Below are 20,382 nucleotides of genomic sequence, written 5' to 3' on the forward strand. Positions count from 1 at the left end.
TATGAAATCATACGATGTAGCAATAATAGGTTCGGGTCCAGGCGGCTATGTAGCAGCAATCCGTTGCGCGCAATTGGGCATGAAAACGGCTATTATTGAAAAATATTCAACACTTGGAGGAACTTGTTTAAACGTAGGCTGTATTCCTAGTAAGGCCTTATTGAGTTCTTCGCATCATTATGAAGAAGCTACAAAACATTTTGAAGATCATGGTATTGAGATTCCTGGTGAAATTAAGGTAAATCTGGAAAAAATGATAGCTCGTAAGCAAGCCGTGGTAGATCAAACCATAGGTGGCATTGATTTCTTAATGAAAAAAAACAATATCGATGTTTACGAAGGTTTAGGTTCTTTTAAGGATGCAACACACATTAAGATTGATGGTAAGGATGCAGGAGAAATTGAAGCAAAAAACACCATTATCGCTACAGGTTCTAAGCCATCTAATTTACCTTTTATAAAATTGGATAAAGAACGTATCATCACTTCAACAGAAGCTTTAAAACTGAAAGAGGTGCCTAAACATTTAATCATTATTGGTGGTGGTGTTATTGGCCTGGAGCTTGGCCAGGTTTATAGACGTTTAGGAGCGGAAGTCACTGTTGTAGAGTATATGGATAGAATACTACCAACAATGGATGCTGGCTTATCTAAGGAATTGAACAAAGTCTTTAAGAAAGCCAAATGCAAGATGATGGTGTCTCACAAAGTGCAATCTGTTGAACGTAAAGGCGATGAAGTGATTGTAAAAGCCGAAAACAAGAAAGGTGAGGTTGTAGAATTTAAAGGAGATTATTGTTTGGTCTCTGTTGGTCGTCGTCCTTACACAGATGGATTAAACGCTGAAGCTGCGGGAGTAAAAATCAACGAGAGAGGACAGGTTGAAGTAAACGATCATTTACAGACTAGCACTAAAAACATTTATGCTATTGGAGATGTGGTAAGAGGAGCGATGTTAGCACACAAAGCTGAAGAGGAAGGTGTCTTTGTTGCCGAAACTTTAGCAGGACAAAAACCTCACATCGATTATAACTTAATTCCAGGTGTGGTTTACACATGGCCAGAAGTTGCTGCTGTAGGTAAGACCGAAGAAGAACTTAAGGAAGATAAAGTTGAATATAAGGTTGGGCAATTTCCATTTAGAGCGCTAGGTCGTGCAAGAGCTAGTGGTGATATAGATGGATTTGTGAAAATTTTAGCCGATAAAACCACAGATGAAGTTCTTGGTGTCCATATGATTGGTGCGCGTTGTGCTGATTTAATCGCAGAAGCGGTTACAGCTATGGAATTTAGAGCGTCTGCTGAGGATATTTCGAGATATTCACACGCACACCCAACGTTTGCAGAAGCCATTAAGGAAGCGGCTTTGGCTGCTACTGATGATAGAGCTTTGCATGCTTAGCTTAAGTTAATTTAGGTTATCTAAAAAGCGAACTGGTCACTGAGCGAAGTCGAAGTGTGGTTCGCTTTTTCTATCTTCAATGCTTTATGATTATAGCTCTTTCATCAAATCCGTAATACGTAACCGTTTAGAATAATCTCCTTCATTAACGTCACGCACAAAACAATAGGCGCTAATCTCTTCGTTTTTCACCTTTTCTGTAAGTTCTTCAACGGTATTTGGGCCAAACTCTTCGGATTTTGAGATGTAATAGAATTCGTGTTCGTAGATAATGTTGCTTACTTTCTTTTTGTACTTCTGCTTTAGGTAAGATTGAATATCTTCAACGGAATTGAGTTCATCTTCGTAATTCGTCGTATTAATATACATTGCAAATTCTTGCTTGTCCTGATGATTCAAAACTAAGATATCGTCATCCTTAAAATAGGCTTTAACTGTAATGATACCATCTTCTGTTTCTATGGTAAAGATATTTTGGATATCTATATCCCATGACGTTTTTATAGAAGCATCCTTTCGTTCAATTTCCAGGATGTTATCTTTTCTAAAGGTGTAAATAGCTTTCTTCTTAGAAATACCATTCACCAGAACCCACTGCTGATTTATAAAATGGGAATCGTGATGCCGATCAAAATCAAAAGGTTTTAGATTAGGAATGGTATTGTATAGATAATCGTTCATTATAAGCGGTTAATAAATAATAGTAAGGGCTATTATAACGTTAGATTTGGTCTTTTATTCATTTAAAATTAAAATTTTTATAGAGGTTTCAAAATTTTTCACCTGGAACTTCGATTAATGGTTGTAGCTTTCCGACAAACTGTAACATGCTCATTAGTAAATAATTGAAAATAAAAAATGGTGAATTGTAAGATTAGTTTTGTAATTATTATAGCTAAAGCTTAATTTTATAAAATATTGCTTCCCATATGGTTAACTCATTAAGACCTAAACGAATATAATAAAGTAGGAATTTTATTAAAATTAATGTGACGTCATAATAAATCCCGTGTCTTAACCTTAATAACCAACGTTAACAGACTAACAAATCAATTGACAACTGAAGCTGTTCATAGCCTAACCGATGAAGCGCTTGTAGAAGCTATCGTAAAAACCAACGACACTATGTTGTTTGAGGTGCTGTACGATAGATATGCTACAATGGTTTATAATAAGTGCTATGGATTTGCCAATGGAGTTGACGAAGCCAAAGATCTTACACAAGATGTATTTTTAAGAGTCTTTATAAAGCTGGCAAGTTTTAAAGGGAAGTCAAAATTTTCTACTTGGCTGTATGCTTTTACATACAATCATTGTGTAAATTATGTGACTAGAAACACCGCCAAAAAGATTGAAAAAAAATCTGTAAGTTCAGAAAGTATTGACATTCAAAATATAGGTGAGGATATTGATTCTACACGTGAGTTCGAAAATATGCGACTAGAGCAGTTAAAGCTAGTGATGGAGTTGATTTCGCCTGATGAGAAAATGATATTATTGCTAAAGTATCAAGAAAATTTATCCATTAAGGAATTATCTGAAGCTTTAGATATTGGTGAAAGCGCAGTTAAAATGCGCTTAAAAAGAGCAAAAGAAAAACTTGTACGTAAGTACGATAATTATACGAAAGATGGAAAATCCATTTAAGCAAATAAACAAGCCTTTAAAGGAAGTTCCGCCAGAACTTAAGGCAAAAGTCATGCACGATATTGCAATGGCCAAGCTGTTTATGGAATTGGCTGAGTTATTTTCGTATAACATAGGTCATATCATTGATAGTGTAACCAGCAAAAGAAAAAAGTAATACTTAATATACCCTAACATTAAAATTAATAAGTATGGACAAAGTGAGTGAATTTTCAGACGTAGCAATGAAGTCCCTAACCAATATATGGTTAGAGATCACTGAAATTTTTCCAAATATAATAGGTGCACTTATAGTACTTATCATAGGATGGATTGTTACTAAATTGGTTGTTAAACTAATAAAGAAAATTTTAAAAGTTGTCAAGGCCAATAAGCTAGATGACAAATTAAACGAAATCGAAATAATAGAAGGTAAAAAGCTAAATTTCGACACTATAAAAGTAGTTTCTAAGATTGTCAAATATCTGATGTATATCGTCATATTTGTGACTGCTTCAGAGATAATGGGATTAGCTATTATTACAGAACAGATTAGTGATCTGCTATCTTATCTACCACAATTATTGGCTGCTTTAGTCATATTTATTCTTGGTTTGTTGTTTGCAAACTTTGTAAAGAATGGTTTAAAATCATTATTTGAATCTATGGATTTATCTGGTGGTAAAATGATCAGCCAGGTGGTCTTTTTCTTAATACTGACCTTTATTTCAATCACGGCATTAAACCAAGCTGGGATTAATACTGAGATTATCACCAATAACATAAACATGATCATTGCTGCATTTCTATTGGCATTCGCCATTGCTTTTGGATTTGGAGCGAGAGAAGTTGTTGGGAAATTGCTCAGAACTTTTTACGCCAGAAAAACATTTGAAGTAGGTCAAAAAATAATTTTCAATGATCAGACCTACACCATTGATGAAGTGAAAAGTATCTCTGTAGTTCTAAAGAACGAAAATGGAAGACTAATAGTGCCAATAAATGACATTACGGAAAATCAAGTACAAATGCAGGACCAACTATAAGGTTAGGGTTATAGATTTTATTTTATAATAAAATGTGGTCCTGCCGTACTTGACATATAAAAGGCACTTTTCATTGATTTGATAAGTGCTTTTTTATTTTAAATATTTTTCACTAGGCACTAGACACTAGAGACTATTTCCGCTTTTTGTTTCTACGATTATAATTTTTATCACCACGGGTTTTAGGCTTTTTGTATTTCTTGGCTATTTCACGTCTGTAAGAACCACCTAAGTTCTCTTTTTTATTCTTTTCTTTTTTCTCATGGAATGCTGGCCCAACTTCATCAGATCTACGTTTTATAGGATTATTGTGCTCACGTATTTGCGGCCGTTCTTCCTCAATGAGTTCAGTAGAAATTTCAACGTCTTCAGGAATGTCGATGGTTTCAATTTTCATGTCCATCAAGGCTTCAATACGCTCTCTGGCTTCTTGTTCTTTTTCTGTTGAAAAAAGCAAAGCATTACCTTCTTTTTCTGCACGCCCAGTTCTACCGATACGGTGCATATAGTTTTCAGGATAATCTGGAGTGTCAAAATTGATAACATGCGATACATCGTCAATATCCAAACCTCTGGCCATAACATCCGTGGCAACTAATAATCGATGTTCTCCCTCACTAAACTGTTCAATACTTCGTAACCTATAGTTTTGGGTTTTGTTGGAATGAATAACACAGCTATCACCAGGAAACAACTCTTCAAGCTGATCAAAAAGACGATCCGCCATCTTTTTATAAGCCACAAAAATCAATACTCTTGAAAATTCATCCTTGTCTTGAAGCAGATGTTCTAGAAGATTGACCTTGGTGTAAAAATTAGGGACATCGTAACGTTGCTGTTTGATATTCTCTAAAGGAGTACCGGAAACAGCAATGGAAATCTTCGTCGGATTAATGAAAAAATCCGTTATCAATTCATCTACATCTTGAGTCATAGTGGCAGAGAACATAATGTTTTGTCTCCGTGGTGGTAGAATATCAAAAATATTCATCAGTTGATGTCTAAAACCTAGATCTAGCATCACATCCACTTCGTCAATCACTAATCTCTGTATCGATTTTAATTGCAAAACACGACTAACAGCCAAGTCGTACAATCGACCAGGCGTAGCTACAATAATATCCTGACCTTGCGCCACAGCTTGTTTTTGTGTGTTGATGTTAGTGCCACCATATACACCCAAAACACGATTGTTAATGTACTTCGACATTTTTTCAATCTCTTCCACAACCTGTACCACTAACTCTCGTGTTGGCACCAAAACCAAAACCCTTGGATTGTCTTGTCTCGAATACTTGAGATGTCGTAAAATCGGAAGCATATAGGCAAAGGTTTTACCAGTACCAGTCTGTGCAATACCAACGACATCCTTACCAGAAGCCACAACATTAAAAGCCTCTGCCTGTATCGGAGTTGGGCTCTCAAAGCCTAAGTCTTCAATAGCGTTGTATAAAGGGGTGTTTAAGTTTAAATCTTGAAATGTCACAGTTTATTTTTAAGCGACAAAGATACGTTTTCAGAATTAAAGGCCTCTTAGTATTCAAAATCCAAACTGGTTTTAAAATTTTTTACTCCAAGTTTAATTTTCGGTAAATTGCACTAATTATTTTTCTATTGAGAACAACACTTAAGCATTCACTAAAACATTCTGAGAATTTCAAGCAACAATTGCTGGTTTGGGCACAGCAATTCGATGATGTGGTTTGGATAGATTCTAACGATCATTCAGGCAAATACAGCAATTTTGATGCTGTTTTAGCGGTAGATGCATTTACATCCATTAAAACGGATTATATAGATGCTTTTGAGCGGCTTAACGAATACCAACAATCAACTAAAGATTGGATTTTCGGTTACCTCACTTATGATCTTAAGAATACCACAGAGGACTTAAAGTCACAAAATTTTGATGGCTTAGCATTTCCGGATTTATATTTCTTTCAACCAAAAAAGCTCTTTTTAGTAAAAGGAGATGAAGTCGAAATTCAATATTTAAAAATGGTGGACGATGAGATTGAAAGTGATTTAGTAAAGATCCAAGAATCTAACAATCTAACAGTCCAAAAATCTAATGATCTAATAAAAATCAAACTCAGAATCCATAAAGACGACTACTTCGACAAAGTCAACAAAATGCTCGCTCACATCCAACGAGGCGACATCTACGAAGCCAACTTTTGTCAAGAGTTCTACGCTGAAGACAGTCAGATTAACCCATTAGAAACGTTTAACAAGCTTAATGCGATATCAAAACCGCCTTTTGCAACCTTCCTAAAACTAGAGGATAAATATTTGTTATCAGCTTCACCAGAGCGCTACATCAAAAAAGAGGGTAATAAGGTCATTTCCCAACCTATAAAAGGAACTGCAAAGCGGTCAGAAGACAAGAATGAAGATAATAAGCTTAAGGAAGCTTTGTCTAAAGATGAAAAAGAACGTAGCGAGAATATTATGATTGTGGATCTAGTACGAAACGATCTATCCCACACGGCAGAGAAGGGAAGCGTTAAAGTTGAAGAACTGTGCAAAGTCTATACATTTCTGCAGGTGCATCAAATGATTTCAACAATTACTTCGAGAGTTTCGGAAAATATTAAGCCTATTGATATTTTAAAAACTACTTACCCAATGGGAAGTATGACGGGAGCACCAAAGATTTCAGCAATGAAAATTATAGAAGAATTAGAAGAAACCAAGCGTGGCTTGTATTCTGGTTCAGTTGGCTATTTTACACCAGATGGCGATTTTGATTTTAATGTGATTATACGCAGTATTCTTTATAACGAGACAAAAAAATATGTGTCTTATTCTGTTGGTAGTGCTATTACAGCTAAAAGTGACCCTCTAAAAGAATACGAAGAATGTTTGATTAAGGCCAAAGCGATGCGTGAGGTTTTAGAGAACTAATATTCAGTAAAAAGCAAATAGACATAAGTATTAATTGGCAAAGCTTTTTTTTGCGCCTTAGCGAGAACCTTCAAGCTATGTACTAAATCCCTATTCAATATGTGTTCTAAAACTATTCTTAACCCTATCAAAAATCAATTTTACCCGATGGTTGCTGATGTTTTTTATTTTGGCAATGTCTTCAAAATTAAGGTTTCCAAAAATATACAAATCCACTATGTTAGAAATGTTAATAGGCAGCCAATTATAAAATCGCCCAAATACTTCAGGAGATCTTTTGATGGGTAAGTTAGAAACGTCAAAAGCTCTAAGTATTGAGGTCTCCTTGTCTTCGTATAAATAAAGCTCATTGTCTTTTTCTCGTTGGTACGAAATGTCGTTAAGCTCAGTATTTAATATTAAATCCATATCAGCATCTATGGTATAATCTTCACCGAGTTTTGCGATTTCTCTTTTACGCATTTCACTTGTGCTAATGGTGTTTTTATGAAAGACCTCTTTTTTAAAGAGTTCATTCATATAATCATCAACCAGCTTAAATAATTCCAATTTTACAGCATGGCGTTCAGCATCGATATTAAACCCATTATTGTAGAGCTGTATAATGCATTCATCAATAATTCCGTTGGAAGAATACATGTTTTTTGGAAGAATACCAGAGGTTTCAGCAATATAAATTCGGTGTTTTACATAAGGGTGCAAATAGCTTACTGCAGAAAGAACTTTTTTATCAAAGGTAATTTTTGCAGATTTTGAAGAGAGTTCTTGTAATGTGCTCATAACCTTTTGTTTTTGTGTTCTTTAAAGTTATCTATAAATAATCATATTTTCAATAATTTTTATCATTTTAACGTATGTAATTGCAGCACTAATTGTATATCGTATCTTTACGAAATGCTTGAGAATTTTAAAAGCCACTTACAACAAAAATTACCTTTTCTGCTGGAAAGTAAAGTAATCATTGCTATTTCTGGCGGAATAGACAGTGTAGTTTTGGCGCATTTGTGTAAAAAACTGAATCTCGATTTTTCACTTGCACACTGCAATTTTAATTTACGTGATGAAGAAAGCGATGCAGATGAAGTCTTTGTTCTGGACTTAGCTGAAGATTTGGATGTTGAAGTCTTTGTCCAGAATTTTGATACTGAAGCTTATGCCAAGGATTTTAAACGTTCCATACAAATGGCAGCTCGAGAACTGCGCTATAATTGGTTTGCTGAATTGGCAGAGCAATTGAAGTTCGATTATATTTTAACAGCACATCACGCAGACGACAATCTCGAAACCTTTCTCATCAACTTCACTCGTGGTACAGGGCTGAATGGCTTAACGGGAATCCCGATGAAGAATGAAAACATCGTTAGGCCATTATTGCCATTTTCAAGACAGGAAATTGAAGCTTACGCAAAAGAAAACCAAATTAAATGGAGAGAAGATAGCAGTAACTCATCCCGGAAATACTTAAGAAACAAACTTCGACACGAAGTCGTTCCGATTTTAAAAGACATTAATCCGCAGTTGTTGGATAGCTTTCAAAATACATTAGACCATCTCAATGATACAGCAGATATTGTTGCAGAAAGTGTTGATTCCGTTGCAAACGAGGCAATCGTTTCATTAGATGAAGATGATGTGTTTTTCAAGGTTTCTGAATTTAAAAACTTGAAGAATCCAAAAGCGTATTTATTTGAACTTTTAAATGAATTTGGATTTACCGAATGGAACGATGTTGTTAATCTCTTGGATGCACAATCTGGAAAGCAAGTGTTTTCCAGCACACATCGTTTGGTAAAACATCGTGACTATTTGATTTTGTCTGAGAAAAAATCTAAAACAACCAAAAGTGTCACACTGAGCGAAGCCGAAGTTATAAATAGTAAAGTAAAAATACCTTTAGGAATCTTATTTTTTGATGAAGCAGACGCTGTAAAAGAAAAAAGCAATACGACTATATATGTTGATAAGGACAAATTGAATTTCCCTTTGGAACTAAGAATTTGGAAAGAAGGAGACGTATTTCATCCTTTGGGAATGAATGGCAAAAAGAAAGTCAGCAAATATTTAAAAGATGAAAAATTGTCTTTAATCGAGAAAGAAAAAACATGGGTATTGACCTCAAATAATGACATAGTTTGGATAGTTGGAAAACGAGCAGATGAACGTTTTAAAGTGACTAATAAAACAGAACAAATTTTAAAAGTAGAATTGGCTAATCCGTGAGAATCTGTGTAACCTGCCTGTCGGCAGGCAGGTCCGTGTCAAAAACAATGAAACTAAAAGGAAACATAATAGACATCTCAAACCGTAAAATATTCAAAGGGGAAATCACCATTGAAAACGGTAAGATTAAATCCATAGAAGAAAAAGACTGCAATGAAAATCATTACATCCTACCAGGATTTGTAGATGCTCACATCCATATAGAAAGTTCCATGCTCGTACCAAGCGAATTTGCCAAAATAGCAGTAAAGCATGGTACTGTCGCAACCGTTTCCGATCCTCATGAAATTGCCAATGTGCTTGGCGTAAAAGGTGTAGAGTTTATGATTGAGAACGGCAAACAAACACCGTTTAAGTTCAATTTTGGCGCTCCAAGTTGTGTGCCTGCTACAAGTTTTGAGTCGGCAGGAGCTGTTATCGATTCCGAAGCTATTAAAACCTTAATGTCAAACCCAGATATTAAGTATTTGGCCGAAATGATGAACTATCCAGGAGTCATTTACGATGACGCCGAAGTACTTAAAAAACTGGAATGGGCAAAACACTACAACAAGCCCATTGATGGTCATGCGCCAGGATTGCGAGGAGATGATTTAACCAAATATATTTCGGCAGGTATTTCTACAGACCACGAATGTTTCACCTATGAAGAAGGTTTAGAAAAACTTCAAAAAGGAATGAAAGTCATAATCCGAGAGGGTAGTGCCGCCAAAAATTTTAATGCACTAATTGGCTTACTCGATGGGCATTTTGAAAATATGATGTTCTGTAGTGACGACAAGCATCCAGATGATTTGCTGTTAGGACATATTAATCAATTATGCGCAAGAGCTGTGGCTAAAGGCATTGATGTGTTTAAAGTACTTCAAGCCGCTTGTATCAATCCTGTAAAACATTATAATCTAGATGTAGGCTTACTAAAGGTTGGTGATGATGCAGATATGATTGTGGTCGAGGATTTAAAAGACTTTAAAACGCTTCAAACGTATATCAACGGTGATTTGGTTTACGATAATGGAGTCTCGAAAATTAAGCATGTAGAATTTGAAAACTTAAACAATTTCAACACAGATAAAAAAGTGGTTTCAGATTTCAGGTTTGAATCCAATGCGAAACAAATTCGAGTTATAGAATGTTTAGATGGTGAGTTGGTGACTAATGAAATTATCGAAGATTCTAAGATTGAAAACGGCAATCTAGTTTCAAATATTGATAATGATGTCCTAAAAATGACTGTTGTCAATCGCTATCAGAACGATAAACCAGCAATAGCATTTATAAAAAATTTCGGATTGAAAGAAGGTGCCATTGCAAGTTCTGTTGGTCACGATTCTCATAATATCATAGCGGTTGGAGTGTCTGATGAAGCCATTTGCGAAGCAGTTAATCTTTTAATTGAAAATGAAGGTGGAATTTGTGCCGTTTCAAACTCAGAAGACCTGTCTGCCGAACAGGCAGAAAAAGTGGTTCCACTTCCTGTTGCAGGCATCATGAGCGATCAAAATGCAGAAACTATTGGTAAAAAGTATTCCGAATTGGATAAAATGGCAAAAGCATTAGGCAGTAAGCTTCATGCTCCATACATGAGTTTGTCCTTTATGGCACTATTGGTTATTCCATCTTTAAAATTGAGTGATAAAGGATTATTCAATGGAGGCGATTTTAAATTTACTTCTGTTGAACTTTAAGTACTAAACTAAAAATCATTCAACATTACGCTCAATTTATTATTGACTTTTCAATAATAAGCTCGTATTAATATATATTTCATATATTTGGATAGAGTGCGGTTAGAAATAGTCAACCCTTTGGCAAATTTTCTACAGCATTCTTATTTTTTGTTCGAATATTAATAAAATTAATCTGATAAGCTGATGATGAATGTAAGCGAAACACTTTCCGAAGTAAAAAATTATATAGATGGTAAATTTGAAAGAAATGGCCAAAACTCTATGGATGTTTTAAGTCCATTAGATGGAAGTAAGATTTCTTCAATTCCTTTATCCACAATTCAAGATGTAGATTCTGCCGTGCAAGCTGCGAAAAAAGCATTTCCATCATGGTCTGATATGACCTTTAAAGAGCGTGTTCAAATCTTTTTCCGATATCGCACTTTACTAGAAAAAAACATGGAAGAACTAACCGAGTTAGTTCAACTAGAAAATGGTAAAACCTATGGCGAAGCTAAAGCTGAAGTTGAAAAAAGTATGGAGCTTTGTGAGTTTGCAGTTTCCATTCCACAAATAATCACAAACGAAGTTCAGGAAGTAAGTAAAGGTGTTGAGTGCAGAATAGAACGCAAACCTCTTGGTGTTGTAGCGTCCATTACACCTTTTAATTTTCCGAATATGGTACCACATTGGACATTACCAAATGCTCTAGTGCTTGGAAATACAATGGTGATGAAACCATCGGAATTGGTGCCACTAAGTACAGTTCGTATGGCAGAATTGCTTAAGGAAGCTGGACTTCCAGATGGTGTGTTTAATATCGTTAATGGCGGTAAGGAAGTGGTTGAGGCCATTTGTGACCATGAAGATATTAAAGCAGTGTCGTTTGTAGGTTCTACTAAAGTGGCGAAAATTGTTTATAAACGTGCAACATCAAACTTAAAACGATGCGTGGCTTTAGGAGGCGCAAAAAACCATTTGTTGGTGTTGCCTGATGCCAATCCAGAAATGACAGCCTCAAACGTTGTGGCCTCTATGTCTGGTTGTGCAGGTCAACGCTGTATGGCAGCTTCTGTAATGGTTGGTGTAGATAAAGTGCAACATATTATTGACAGAATGGTAGAGGAAGCCAAAACCATAATTCCAGGTGAAAATTTGGGTTCTGTTATTACAAAAGAAGCGAAAGAACGCATAGAAGGCTATATCGCTGAAGCGGAAAAAAATGGTGCTAAAATTTTGCTCGATGGTCGTAACGCTACTGTAAAAGGAAAAGAAGGAGGCTATTATGTTGGGCCAACTATTATTGATTATGTAACGACTGACATGTCTGTAGCTCGTGAAGAAATTTTCGGGCCAGTAATTTCAATATTACGTGCTAAAGATTTAGACGAAGCTATAGAGATAGAAAACGGTTCCAATTATGGTAATGCAGCAGCTGTATTCACACAAAGCGGAGGATTGGCAAAACAAGTCATGGAACGCGCAAGTGCAGGAATGATTGGTGTTAATATTGGAGTCCCTGTGCCTAGAGAACCATTTTCTTTTGGAGGTTGGAACGAATCAAAATTCGGAGTTGGTGACATCACAGGTAGAAGTTCCATAGAGTTTTGGACTCAAAACAAAAAAACAACCATTAAATGGAATCCAGAGGCAAAAACCAATTGGATGAGCTAAAGTTCCTGCGAAGGCAGGAATCTCATAATATTTAACTCAAATATTAAATTTCAATCAATTCAACTTAATGAGTAACCAACAAATCATAAAAAACAACCTCGACTACACACTCTTTTCCTGGTCTAAACAAGGTGGGTTAAATCCAATAAACGCATCACATGCCAAAGGCTCTTATGTTTATGATAGAGATGGTAAAAAATACTTAGACTTTTCTTCTCAATTAATGAATGTTAATATTGGTCATGGAAACCAACGCATTACTGATGCTGTTGTAAAACAAATGCAAGAAGTAAGTTATGTGTATCCAGGAATGGCAACTGATGTTCGCGGTCAATTAGGTAAAAAACTTGCTGAAATTACACCAGGAAATCTTGCAAAAACATTCTTCACACTAGGTGGAGCAGAAGCCATAGAAAACGCTATTAAATTAGCGCGAATGTACACAAAACGACATAAAATTATTACACATTACCGAGCATATCATGGTGGAACTTATGGCGCAATGTCAGCAGGAGGAGACCCTAGACGTTTTCCTTCAGATAGTCAAGCAATGCCAAATGTGGTACATGTTGAAAATCCTTATGCATATCGTTGTCCTTGGAATTCTAAATCTATTGAAGAATGTGGTGAACGTGCCATTGTACACTTAGAACGCGTTGTTCAGTTTGAAAATCCTGATAGTGTTGCAGCCATATTATTTGAAGGCGAATCTGGTTCATCAGGATGTATAAAATATCCACCGATGTATTTAAAGCGTGTTCGAGAGCTTTGTGATAAATATGGAATTATGATGATTGATGATGAAGTGATGAGTGGTTTTGGTCGTACAGGAAAAATGTTTGGTATAGACCATCACAATGTCACACCAGACATCATGTGTTTGGCTAAAGGCTTAACTTCTGGTTATTTGCCTCTTGGAGGTGTTGTGGTCACTGATAAAATTGCAGAATATTTCAATGACAATCCTATGGTAATTGGGTTGACCTATTCTGCGCATCCCACTTTATGTGCAGCTGCATTGGAGAATTTAAAAATCATTGAAGAAGACAATTTGGTCGAACGAGCAGCCGAAATGGGACAATATATCGAAGCTGAAGTCGAAAAACTAAAAGCAAAACATCCATCAATAGGAGACTTTAGAAATACAGGATTGCTAGGTTGTATAGAATTGGTTAAAAACCGAAAAACTAAAGAACCTGTTACGCCTTGGAACGCCAAACGAAGTGAGATGGAAGTGACTAACAAAATGGCTGCAAAGATTAGAGAATTGGGCATGTTTACATTTGTGCGCTGGAACTGGATTTTCATTGCGCCTCCTCTAAATGTAACAAAAGAAGAAGTCGATGAGGGTCTTAGTATTATTTCTCAAGCTATAGCTATTGCTGACGAATACTGTAATTAATTAAATGAGCAAAGACATTGTTGAATTACAAGAAGATGTATCTAGCTCTTCACTTTATAGTGAGGATTTAGCTCCTGTACCTACCAACCAAAGAACTTGGAGTAAATGGCATTTGGCTGCTATTTGGGTTGGTATGGCGGTTTGTATTCCAACGTATCTTTTGGCTTCTTACATGATTAAGACTGGCTTAAATTGGTACGAAGCTCTTATCATTATAGGTCTTGCTAATTTAATAATCACTATCCCAATGGTGCTCAACGGCCATGCAGGCGTAAAATATGGTATTCCATTTCCTGTGATCGGTCGAGCCGCATTCGGTACTAAAGGTGTTCACTTAGCTTCAGTCACTAGAGGAATCATTGCTTGTGGTTGGTTTGGTGTACAAACTTGGATAGGTGGATTGGCGATTTATGCGATTTTTAATGCGATTACAGGTTCGACAGGAGAGTTGGGTTTGTCTATTGGCAAATTCGTGAGCTTCGGTATTTTCTGGTTTATTAATATGTATTTCATCTGGAAGGGCACCGAAAGTATCAAATGGCTAGAAACCTATTCGGCTCCCATCTTAATTATCATAGGTATTGTTCTGATTTATTGGAGTTATAATAAAGCTGAAGGGTTTTCAATAGTATTGGACCAAAGTGTTCAGCTTGAAAACACAGCCGTAATTATCACTCATGAAAATGACACTTATTTTCTAAATCTTAATGCATTGCATGATAAAGAAGGAATCCTGAAAGTTTCAGAGTATAATATCGTGTCCAATGAAAATACAACTTGGGAAACTTTTACAAATCAACCTATAGCAATTTCTAATCCTGATAATGTTAAGGTACAATTCAGAAACACAGAAGGAGAATCACCAGTGTTGTCCAGTGTCGTTACAGCAAATATTGTCGACCCAAATTCTAAAGAAAGTAAATTGTGGCGTTATATTTTATGGCTTACTGCTATGGTTGGTTTTTGGGCTACAATGTCCATAAGTATAGCAGATATTACTCGGTATGCATCCACTCAGAAAGATCAAGTTGTGGGACAGTTTTTAGGGCTTCCGGCAACCATGATGCTTTATTCTTTTGTTGGGATCTTTGTGACTTGTGCAGCAATTATTAACTTTAAGGATATATTGATAGCAGATGATGCACCTTGGGATCCGGTTTCGTTAATTGCAAAATTCGAAAACCCAGTCGTCGTCATTGTAGCGCAGGTGTTTATGATAATAGCTACGTTGAGTACCAATATAGCGGCTAACGTTATAGCACCATCTAATGCATTTTCAAATCTATGGCCTAAAAAGATTAGTTTTAAAACAGGAGGAACTATTACTGGAATAATTGGCATTTTAATTATGCCTTGGTGGTTATTAAACGAAATTTCAGGATTCTTGATTTTTGTAAGTGGTTTGTTGGGTCCAGTTCTTGGAATTCTGATTGCCGATTATTTTTTAGTCCGAAAGAAGACAATGGAACTGGCTGAACTCTATAAAGAAGAAGGAATCTATTCCTATAACAAAACAGGCTTTAATAGAGCCGGAATGATTTCATTAGGAATTGGTGTGTTTGCCGCACTGATTGGTTATTGGGTACCTGCATTGAGTTTCTTGTATTCACTATCTTGGTTTACAGGATTCATCATTTCGTTTGTCCTGTATTATTTATTAATGAAGAAAAGGTAAATGTCTATACTAATTAAAAATAGTCGTGTTGTTACGGCTTCCGAAAGTTATATCGCTGATGTCTACACAGAAGGTGAAAAAATTGTTGCCATTGGTAAGGACTTAAATTATGAAGCTGATAAAATTATTGACGCTTCAAATAAACTTGTTTTTCCTGGTGGAATTGACCCTCATGTGCATTTAGATATGCCTTTTATGGGAACCTATTCCAGTGACGATTACGAAACAGGAACTCGTGCTGCTTTGCATGGAGGCACTACAATGGTTATCGACTTCATATTACAAACACAAGGGGACACGCTTCATAATGCCTTAAAAACTTGGCAAGAAAAATCGAAAAAGGCAATTGGAGATTATTCGTATCACATGGCTGTAACCGACTTTAATGATGATGTTGCTAAAGAAGTTGTACAAATGATTGAGGAAGAAGGTATAACATCGTTCAAAACATTTATGGCTTATAAAGGAGCGTTAATGATTGATGATGGACAAATGGTGCAACTGATGAAGGTAGTTAAAAAACATGGTGGATTGGTGACTGTCCATGCTACAAATGGCGACATGATAGATTCGCTCATCGCAAAAAATAAAGCCAAAGGAAATTTGTCACCTTTATATCATTATCTATCACAGCCAGAAGTTACAGAAGCCGAAGCGTCAGCACGTTTTTCAGATATGTTGCACTATACAGATTGTCCAGGTTACATTGTTCATATGACTTGTGAAGGTGCGTTAAACGCCGTTAGAAAAGCCACACAACGTAATCAAAAAGTATTTGTGGAAACCTGTACACAGTATTTAGTTTTAGATGCTTCATTATATGAAAAAGATTTTGATGGTGCTAAATGGGTAATGAGTCCACCATTACGAGAAAAGAAAGACCAAACAGCCTTATGGTCAGGAATCAATCAAGGATTGGTACAAGTAGTTGGTACAGATCATTGTCCATTTATGTGGGAACAAAAGAAAATGGGAAAAGATGACTTTTCAAAAATCCCAAATGGTCATCCAGCCATAGAGCATCGTATGGAAATTTTATTTTCTGAAGGCGTAAACAAAGGCAAAATATCACTACCAAAATATGTTGAAGTGGCTTCAACCAATGCGGCAAAAATATTCGGCATGTATCCTAGAAAGGGAACCATTGCCATAGGAAGTGATGCTGATTTAGTAGTGTTCGACCCTAATAAGGAACACACAATTTCAGTGCATACACATCATATGAATGTCGATTATTCAGCCTATGAAGGAATGAAAATAACAGGAAAAACTGAAACCGTAATTTTAAGAGGACAGGTTGCGATTGAAGATGAAGAATGTAAATTGAAAGCAGGACACGGACAATTTATTCCTCGAGGAACAACATCGAAAACAGTAATATAATGGAACGCAGATGACGCTGATTTTGCAGATTATCACTGATAAAAAGTATTTATAACTGGAATTTATAAAAAGTAAAAATAGAAAAGTAAAAATTCATATTTAATCAAAAAATCACTGTTATCAGCGGTCTATATAGCAGCTTTTCACTGAATATTAAGTAAAACGAAAAAAATAAAGAAAGCGAATAAAATAAATTATATCTAATCATAAAAATCAGCGTCATCAGCGTTCAAATAAATTTATAATTGAAATCCAATAATTACAAACATTCAGATATTACTGAAAAAATAATAAGTTGTTTTTATAAAGTTTATAATAATTTAGGTTATGGCTTTTTAGAGAAAGTTTATGAAAATGCCATGTATATTGAATTGAGAAGGATGGGATTGTTTGTAGAGAAACAAAAACAAATTATTGTTTACTATGAAAATCAAAAAGTTGGTGAATATTATGCAGATTTAATTGTGTCTGAGTCAGTAATAGTGGAATTAAAAGCTGCTGAATCTCTTTGCGAGGAGCATGAGTTTCAATTAATAAATTATTTAAAAGCAACAGAAGTTGAGGTAGGTTTACTTTTGAATTTTGGAAAAGAGCCAGTGTTTAAACGAAAAGTTTTTACAAATAAAATAAATCATATTTAATCATAAAAATCTGCGTCATCAGCGTTCAAAACAAATTATAAATCATGAGTAGAAAAATAAAATCAGGATTAATACAAATGAGTCTTCCAATGACGGAAGGAGAAGGGACCATTCAAGAAATAATGGATGCTATGTACGACAAACACATCCCATACATTGAGGAAGCTGGAAAACAAGGTGTTCAGATATTATGTTTACAAGAAATATTCAATACACCATATTTCTGTCCTGGACAGGATAAAAAATGGTATGCTTCTGCAGAATCCGTGCCTGGCCCAACTACAGAAAAAATGCAAGTGCTTGCTAAAAAACATAATATGGTGATTATCGTTCCAATTTATGAAAAGGAATCACCAGGGGTATTGTATAATACAGCAGCAGTCATAGATGCTGACGGAAGTTACTTAGGTAAATACAGAAAAAATCATATACCGCATACTACTGGATTTTGGGAAAAATTCTTCTTCAAGCCAGGTAATATGGGATATCCCGTATTTCAAACTAAATACGCTAAGGTTGGAGTTTATATTTGCTATGACAGACATTTTCCTGAAGGTGCTAGAGTTTTAGGGCTTAATGGAGCTGAGATTGTATATAATCCTTCCGCTACAGTTGCAGGATTAAGCGAATACTTGTGGAAGTTAGAGCAGCCGGCACATGCAGCTGCTAATGGTTATTTTATGGGTTGTATAAATCGGGTTGGAGAAGAAAAACCGTGGAACTTAGGGAAATTCTATGGACAATCTTACTTCGTAGATCCACGCGGACAAATATTTGCTGAAGCTTCTCGAGATGATGATGAGTTATTAGTGGCAGAGTTCGATTTAGATTTAATAGAGGAAGTACGCTCTACTTGGCAATTTTTCAGAGATAGAAGACCGGAAACCTATGGAAGACTCACGGAGCTTTAAGTATCTGGTATCAGGTATTTGGTAGTAAGTATATAAACTAAAATAATGTATAATTACAAGAAGCTAAATGTTTGGAAGGATTCAGTTGATTTAGTAACAGAAATTTACGTTCTAACTAATGATTTTCCAGAAAGAGAAAAATTTGGCTTAATTAGTCAAATAAATAGATGTTCTGTTTCCATACCTTCAAATATAGCAGAAGGTGCAGGTAGAAACTCTAAAAAAGAGTTTTCGTTATTTTTAGGTTATGCTTTAGCATCAAGTTTTGAATTAGAAACACAACTGATAATTTCAAATAACCTAAAATTTATATCAGACGAGCAAAAAGAAAATCACGTCGATAAATTAAATATGATTCAACGAAAGTTACATAGTTTAATAAAATCATTAAAGTAAGTGTACTAGGTACTAAATACTTAATACCAGATACCATATTATGGCAGAATATAAAAGACCGACCACAAAGGAAGAATTCGATAAGAATTTCAAGCAGAAAAAACCATTGATGAACGATACTGAAGCCTATTATGAAGCTTCACGATGCTTGTTTTGTTATGATGCACCATGTGTTCAAGCGTGTCCTACGCATATTGACATTCCGTTGTTTATTAAACAGATTCATACGGATAATGTAACTGGAGCATCAAAAACGATTTTTGCTGCCAACTGGCTAGGTAATGCCTGTGGAGTGGTTTGTCCAACAGGTGTGTTGTGCGAAGGTGCTTGTGTGTACAATCATCAGGATGTGCCGCCAATTCAAATTGGGAGGCTTCAAAACTATGCAACAAATACAACCATTAGTGAAGACAAAGTCATTTTTAAAGCCGGAAAATCAAATGGAAAAAAAGCAGCAGTTCTTGGTTCAGGCCCTGCAGGAATTGCTTTTGCAAGTGAAGCAAGGACTATGGGTTATGAGGTTGATATTTATGAAGCAAAATCATTACCATCAGGATTGAATGTTCATGGTGTTGCACCATATAAAATAACCAATGAAGAAGTTTTAAGTGAAATTGAATACCTTCAGAAACATTTAGGATTCAATATTAAATACAATTCAGCAATAGATTCCAAAGAACAAATAAAAAAATTAGAGCATAATTACGATGCCATCTTTTTGGGAGTAGGATTAGGAAACACAAGAACTTTAGGATTAGAAGGAGAAGACAAAGCCAATGTTGTAGGAGCTGTAGAGTTTATTGAAGAGCTTCGTAAAAAACAGCACAAAATGAAAGTCCCTCAAAAGGTTGTTGTGTTAGGAGGTGGAAATACAGCAATGGATGCAGCTTCAGAATCGGCTAGGATGGGAGCTAAAAAAGTAGTTTTAGCGTATCGAAATTCTAAAGAGAAAATGGGAGCCTATGGTTTTGAGTATGATTTAGCTATAAGTGCTGGAGTAGATAGTTTGTTTCATGTTACGCCTTTAGAGATTGTAGGAAACGGAAAAGTTGAAGGTGTAAAATTTGCAAAAACAGAAATTGTTGAAGGCAAATTAAAAACCAACATGAAAAACACTTTTGTAGTGCGATGCGATTTGGTAATAAAAGCTACAGGACAAGCCAAAATGGGACGTTTGTTCAAACTTATAGATAATTTGGATATCGACAATAGAACAGTTATCAAAGTAAACGCAGAAACATTCCAAACCTCAAATCCAAAATATTTTGCTGGAGGAGATGCCATTAATGGTGGAGCAGAAGTGGTCAATGCAGCATATGATGGAAAAATGGCAGCACGTGGTATGCATAATTATTTGAATAAATAAAGATTTGTTATTCCGCACTGTCCCACTGAGCGCAGTCGAAGTGTGATGCGGAATCCACAAATA

At 35.6% G+C, this 20,382-nt stretch carries 18 protein-coding genes; 15 read left to right on the forward strand and 3 right to left on the reverse strand.

Going from position 1 to position 20,382, the window contains the following annotated elements:
- Nucleotide 1 precedes the first annotated feature (1 nt).
- Nucleotides 2-1,402, forward strand: a complete 1,401-nt coding sequence (lpdA, locus tag F1003_RS00535; protein ID WP_155087248.1) for a dihydrolipoyl dehydrogenase — start codon at nt 2-4, stop codon at nt 1,400-1,402.
- 90 nt (nt 1,403-1,492) lie between these two features.
- Here lpdA and F1003_RS00540 read toward each other — a convergent pair whose 3' ends face one another.
- On the reverse strand, nt 1,493-2,083 hold the full coding sequence (locus F1003_RS00540; RefSeq protein ID WP_155087249.1) for a hypothetical protein: 591 nt from the start codon (nt 2,081-2,083) through the stop codon (nt 1,493-1,495).
- A gap of 372 nt (nt 2,084-2,455) precedes the next feature.
- Here F1003_RS00540 and F1003_RS00545 point away from each other — a divergent pair, with 372 nt between their 5' ends.
- Genes F1003_RS00545 through F1003_RS00550 form a run of 3 tightly spaced genes read left to right on the forward strand, consistent with a single transcriptional unit; the run spans nt 2,456 to nt 4,074 of the window.
- A complete protein-coding gene (locus tag F1003_RS00545) occupies nt 2,456-3,049 on the forward strand; it encodes an RNA polymerase sigma factor (RefSeq protein WP_155087250.1) in 594 nt (197 codons plus the stop codon).
- The gene (locus F1003_RS16780; protein WP_202913865.1) at nt 3,033-3,206 is read left to right on the forward strand and encodes a hypothetical protein; all 174 of its coding nucleotides are present in this window, start codon (nt 3,033-3,035) and stop codon (nt 3,204-3,206) included. Before F1003_RS00545 ends, F1003_RS16780 begins: the two co-directional genes overlap by 17 nt.
- Nucleotides 3,207-3,240: 34 nt before the next feature.
- Complete coding sequence (locus F1003_RS00550) at nt 3,241-4,074, forward strand: mechanosensitive ion channel family protein (RefSeq protein ID WP_155087251.1); 834 nt, start codon at nt 3,241-3,243, stop codon at nt 4,072-4,074.
- Between the two features lie 133 nt (nt 4,075-4,207).
- Here F1003_RS00550 and F1003_RS00555 read toward each other — a convergent pair whose 3' ends face one another.
- A complete protein-coding gene (locus F1003_RS00555) occupies nt 4,208-5,560 on the reverse strand; it encodes a DEAD/DEAH box helicase (protein WP_162306868.1) in 1,353 nt (450 codons plus the stop codon).
- Between the two features lie 128 nt (nt 5,561-5,688).
- Here F1003_RS00555 and pabB point away from each other — a divergent pair, with 128 nt between their 5' ends.
- Nucleotides 5,689-6,981, forward strand: coding sequence for an aminodeoxychorismate synthase component I (gene pabB / locus F1003_RS00560; protein WP_155087252.1), 1,293 nt, complete (start codon nt 5,689-5,691; stop codon nt 6,979-6,981).
- Nucleotides 6,982-7,071: 90 nt separating this feature from the next.
- Here pabB and F1003_RS00565 read toward each other — a convergent pair whose 3' ends face one another.
- Nucleotides 7,072-7,761 carry a hypothetical protein gene (locus F1003_RS00565; protein WP_155087253.1) on the reverse strand — a complete coding sequence of 230 codons (690 nt, stop codon included), beginning with the start codon at nt 7,759-7,761 and terminating at the stop codon, nt 7,072-7,074.
- 114 nt (nt 7,762-7,875) lie between these two features.
- Here F1003_RS00565 and tilS point away from each other — a divergent pair, with 114 nt between their 5' ends.
- From tilS to F1003_RS00615, 10 genes are all read left to right on the forward strand, one after another.
- Complete coding sequence (tilS, locus tag F1003_RS00570; RefSeq protein ID WP_155087254.1) at nt 7,876-9,201, forward strand: tRNA lysidine(34) synthetase TilS; 1,326 nt, start codon at nt 7,876-7,878, stop codon at nt 9,199-9,201.
- Between the two features lie 47 nt (nt 9,202-9,248).
- Nucleotides 9,249-10,889: an adenine deaminase gene (ade, locus tag F1003_RS00575; protein WP_155087255.1), complete on the forward strand. Its 1,641-nt coding sequence runs from the start codon at nt 9,249-9,251 to the stop codon at nt 10,887-10,889.
- Between the two features lie 186 nt (nt 10,890-11,075).
- Nucleotides 11,076-12,545 (forward strand): CoA-acylating methylmalonate-semialdehyde dehydrogenase, encoded by a 1,470-nt coding sequence (locus F1003_RS00580; protein ID WP_202913866.1) that lies wholly within the window; start codon nt 11,076-11,078, stop codon nt 12,543-12,545.
- A gap of 67 nt (nt 12,546-12,612) precedes the next feature.
- A complete protein-coding gene (locus F1003_RS00585) occupies nt 12,613-13,947 on the forward strand; it encodes an aminotransferase class III-fold pyridoxal phosphate-dependent enzyme (protein WP_155087256.1) in 1,335 nt (444 codons plus the stop codon).
- 4 nt (nt 13,948-13,951) lie between these two features.
- Nucleotides 13,952-15,622: an NCS1 family nucleobase:cation symporter-1 gene (locus tag F1003_RS00590; protein WP_155087257.1), complete on the forward strand. Its 1,671-nt coding sequence runs from the start codon at nt 13,952-13,954 to the stop codon at nt 15,620-15,622.
- Nucleotides 15,623-17,005, forward strand: coding sequence for a dihydropyrimidinase (gene hydA / locus F1003_RS00595; RefSeq protein WP_155087258.1), 1,383 nt, complete (start codon nt 15,623-15,625; stop codon nt 17,003-17,005). It abuts the gene before it with no gap.
- A 245-nt stretch (nt 17,006-17,250) separates the two neighbouring features.
- Entirely contained in the window at nt 17,251-17,646 is a 396-nt protein-coding gene (locus F1003_RS00600; protein ID WP_155087259.1) for a GxxExxY protein, read from the forward strand.
- 44 nt (nt 17,647-17,690) lie between these two features.
- Entirely contained in the window at nt 17,691-18,557 is an 867-nt protein-coding gene (locus F1003_RS00605; RefSeq protein WP_202913867.1) for a nitrilase-related carbon-nitrogen hydrolase, read from the forward strand.
- 45 nt (nt 18,558-18,602) lie between these two features.
- Complete coding sequence (locus tag F1003_RS00610) at nt 18,603-18,953, forward strand: four helix bundle protein (protein ID WP_155087260.1); 351 nt, start codon at nt 18,603-18,605, stop codon at nt 18,951-18,953.
- A gap of 40 nt (nt 18,954-18,993) precedes the next feature.
- The gene (locus F1003_RS00615) at nt 18,994-20,319 is read left to right on the forward strand and encodes an FAD-dependent oxidoreductase (RefSeq protein ID WP_155087261.1); all 1,326 of its coding nucleotides are present in this window, start codon (nt 18,994-18,996) and stop codon (nt 20,317-20,319) included.
- Nucleotides 20,320-20,382 lie beyond the last annotated feature (63 nt).

The organism is Winogradskyella ouciana, assembly GCF_009709615.1.
In the GTDB taxonomy this organism is placed as follows: domain Bacteria; phylum Bacteroidota; class Bacteroidia; order Flavobacteriales; family Flavobacteriaceae; genus Winogradskyella; species Winogradskyella ouciana.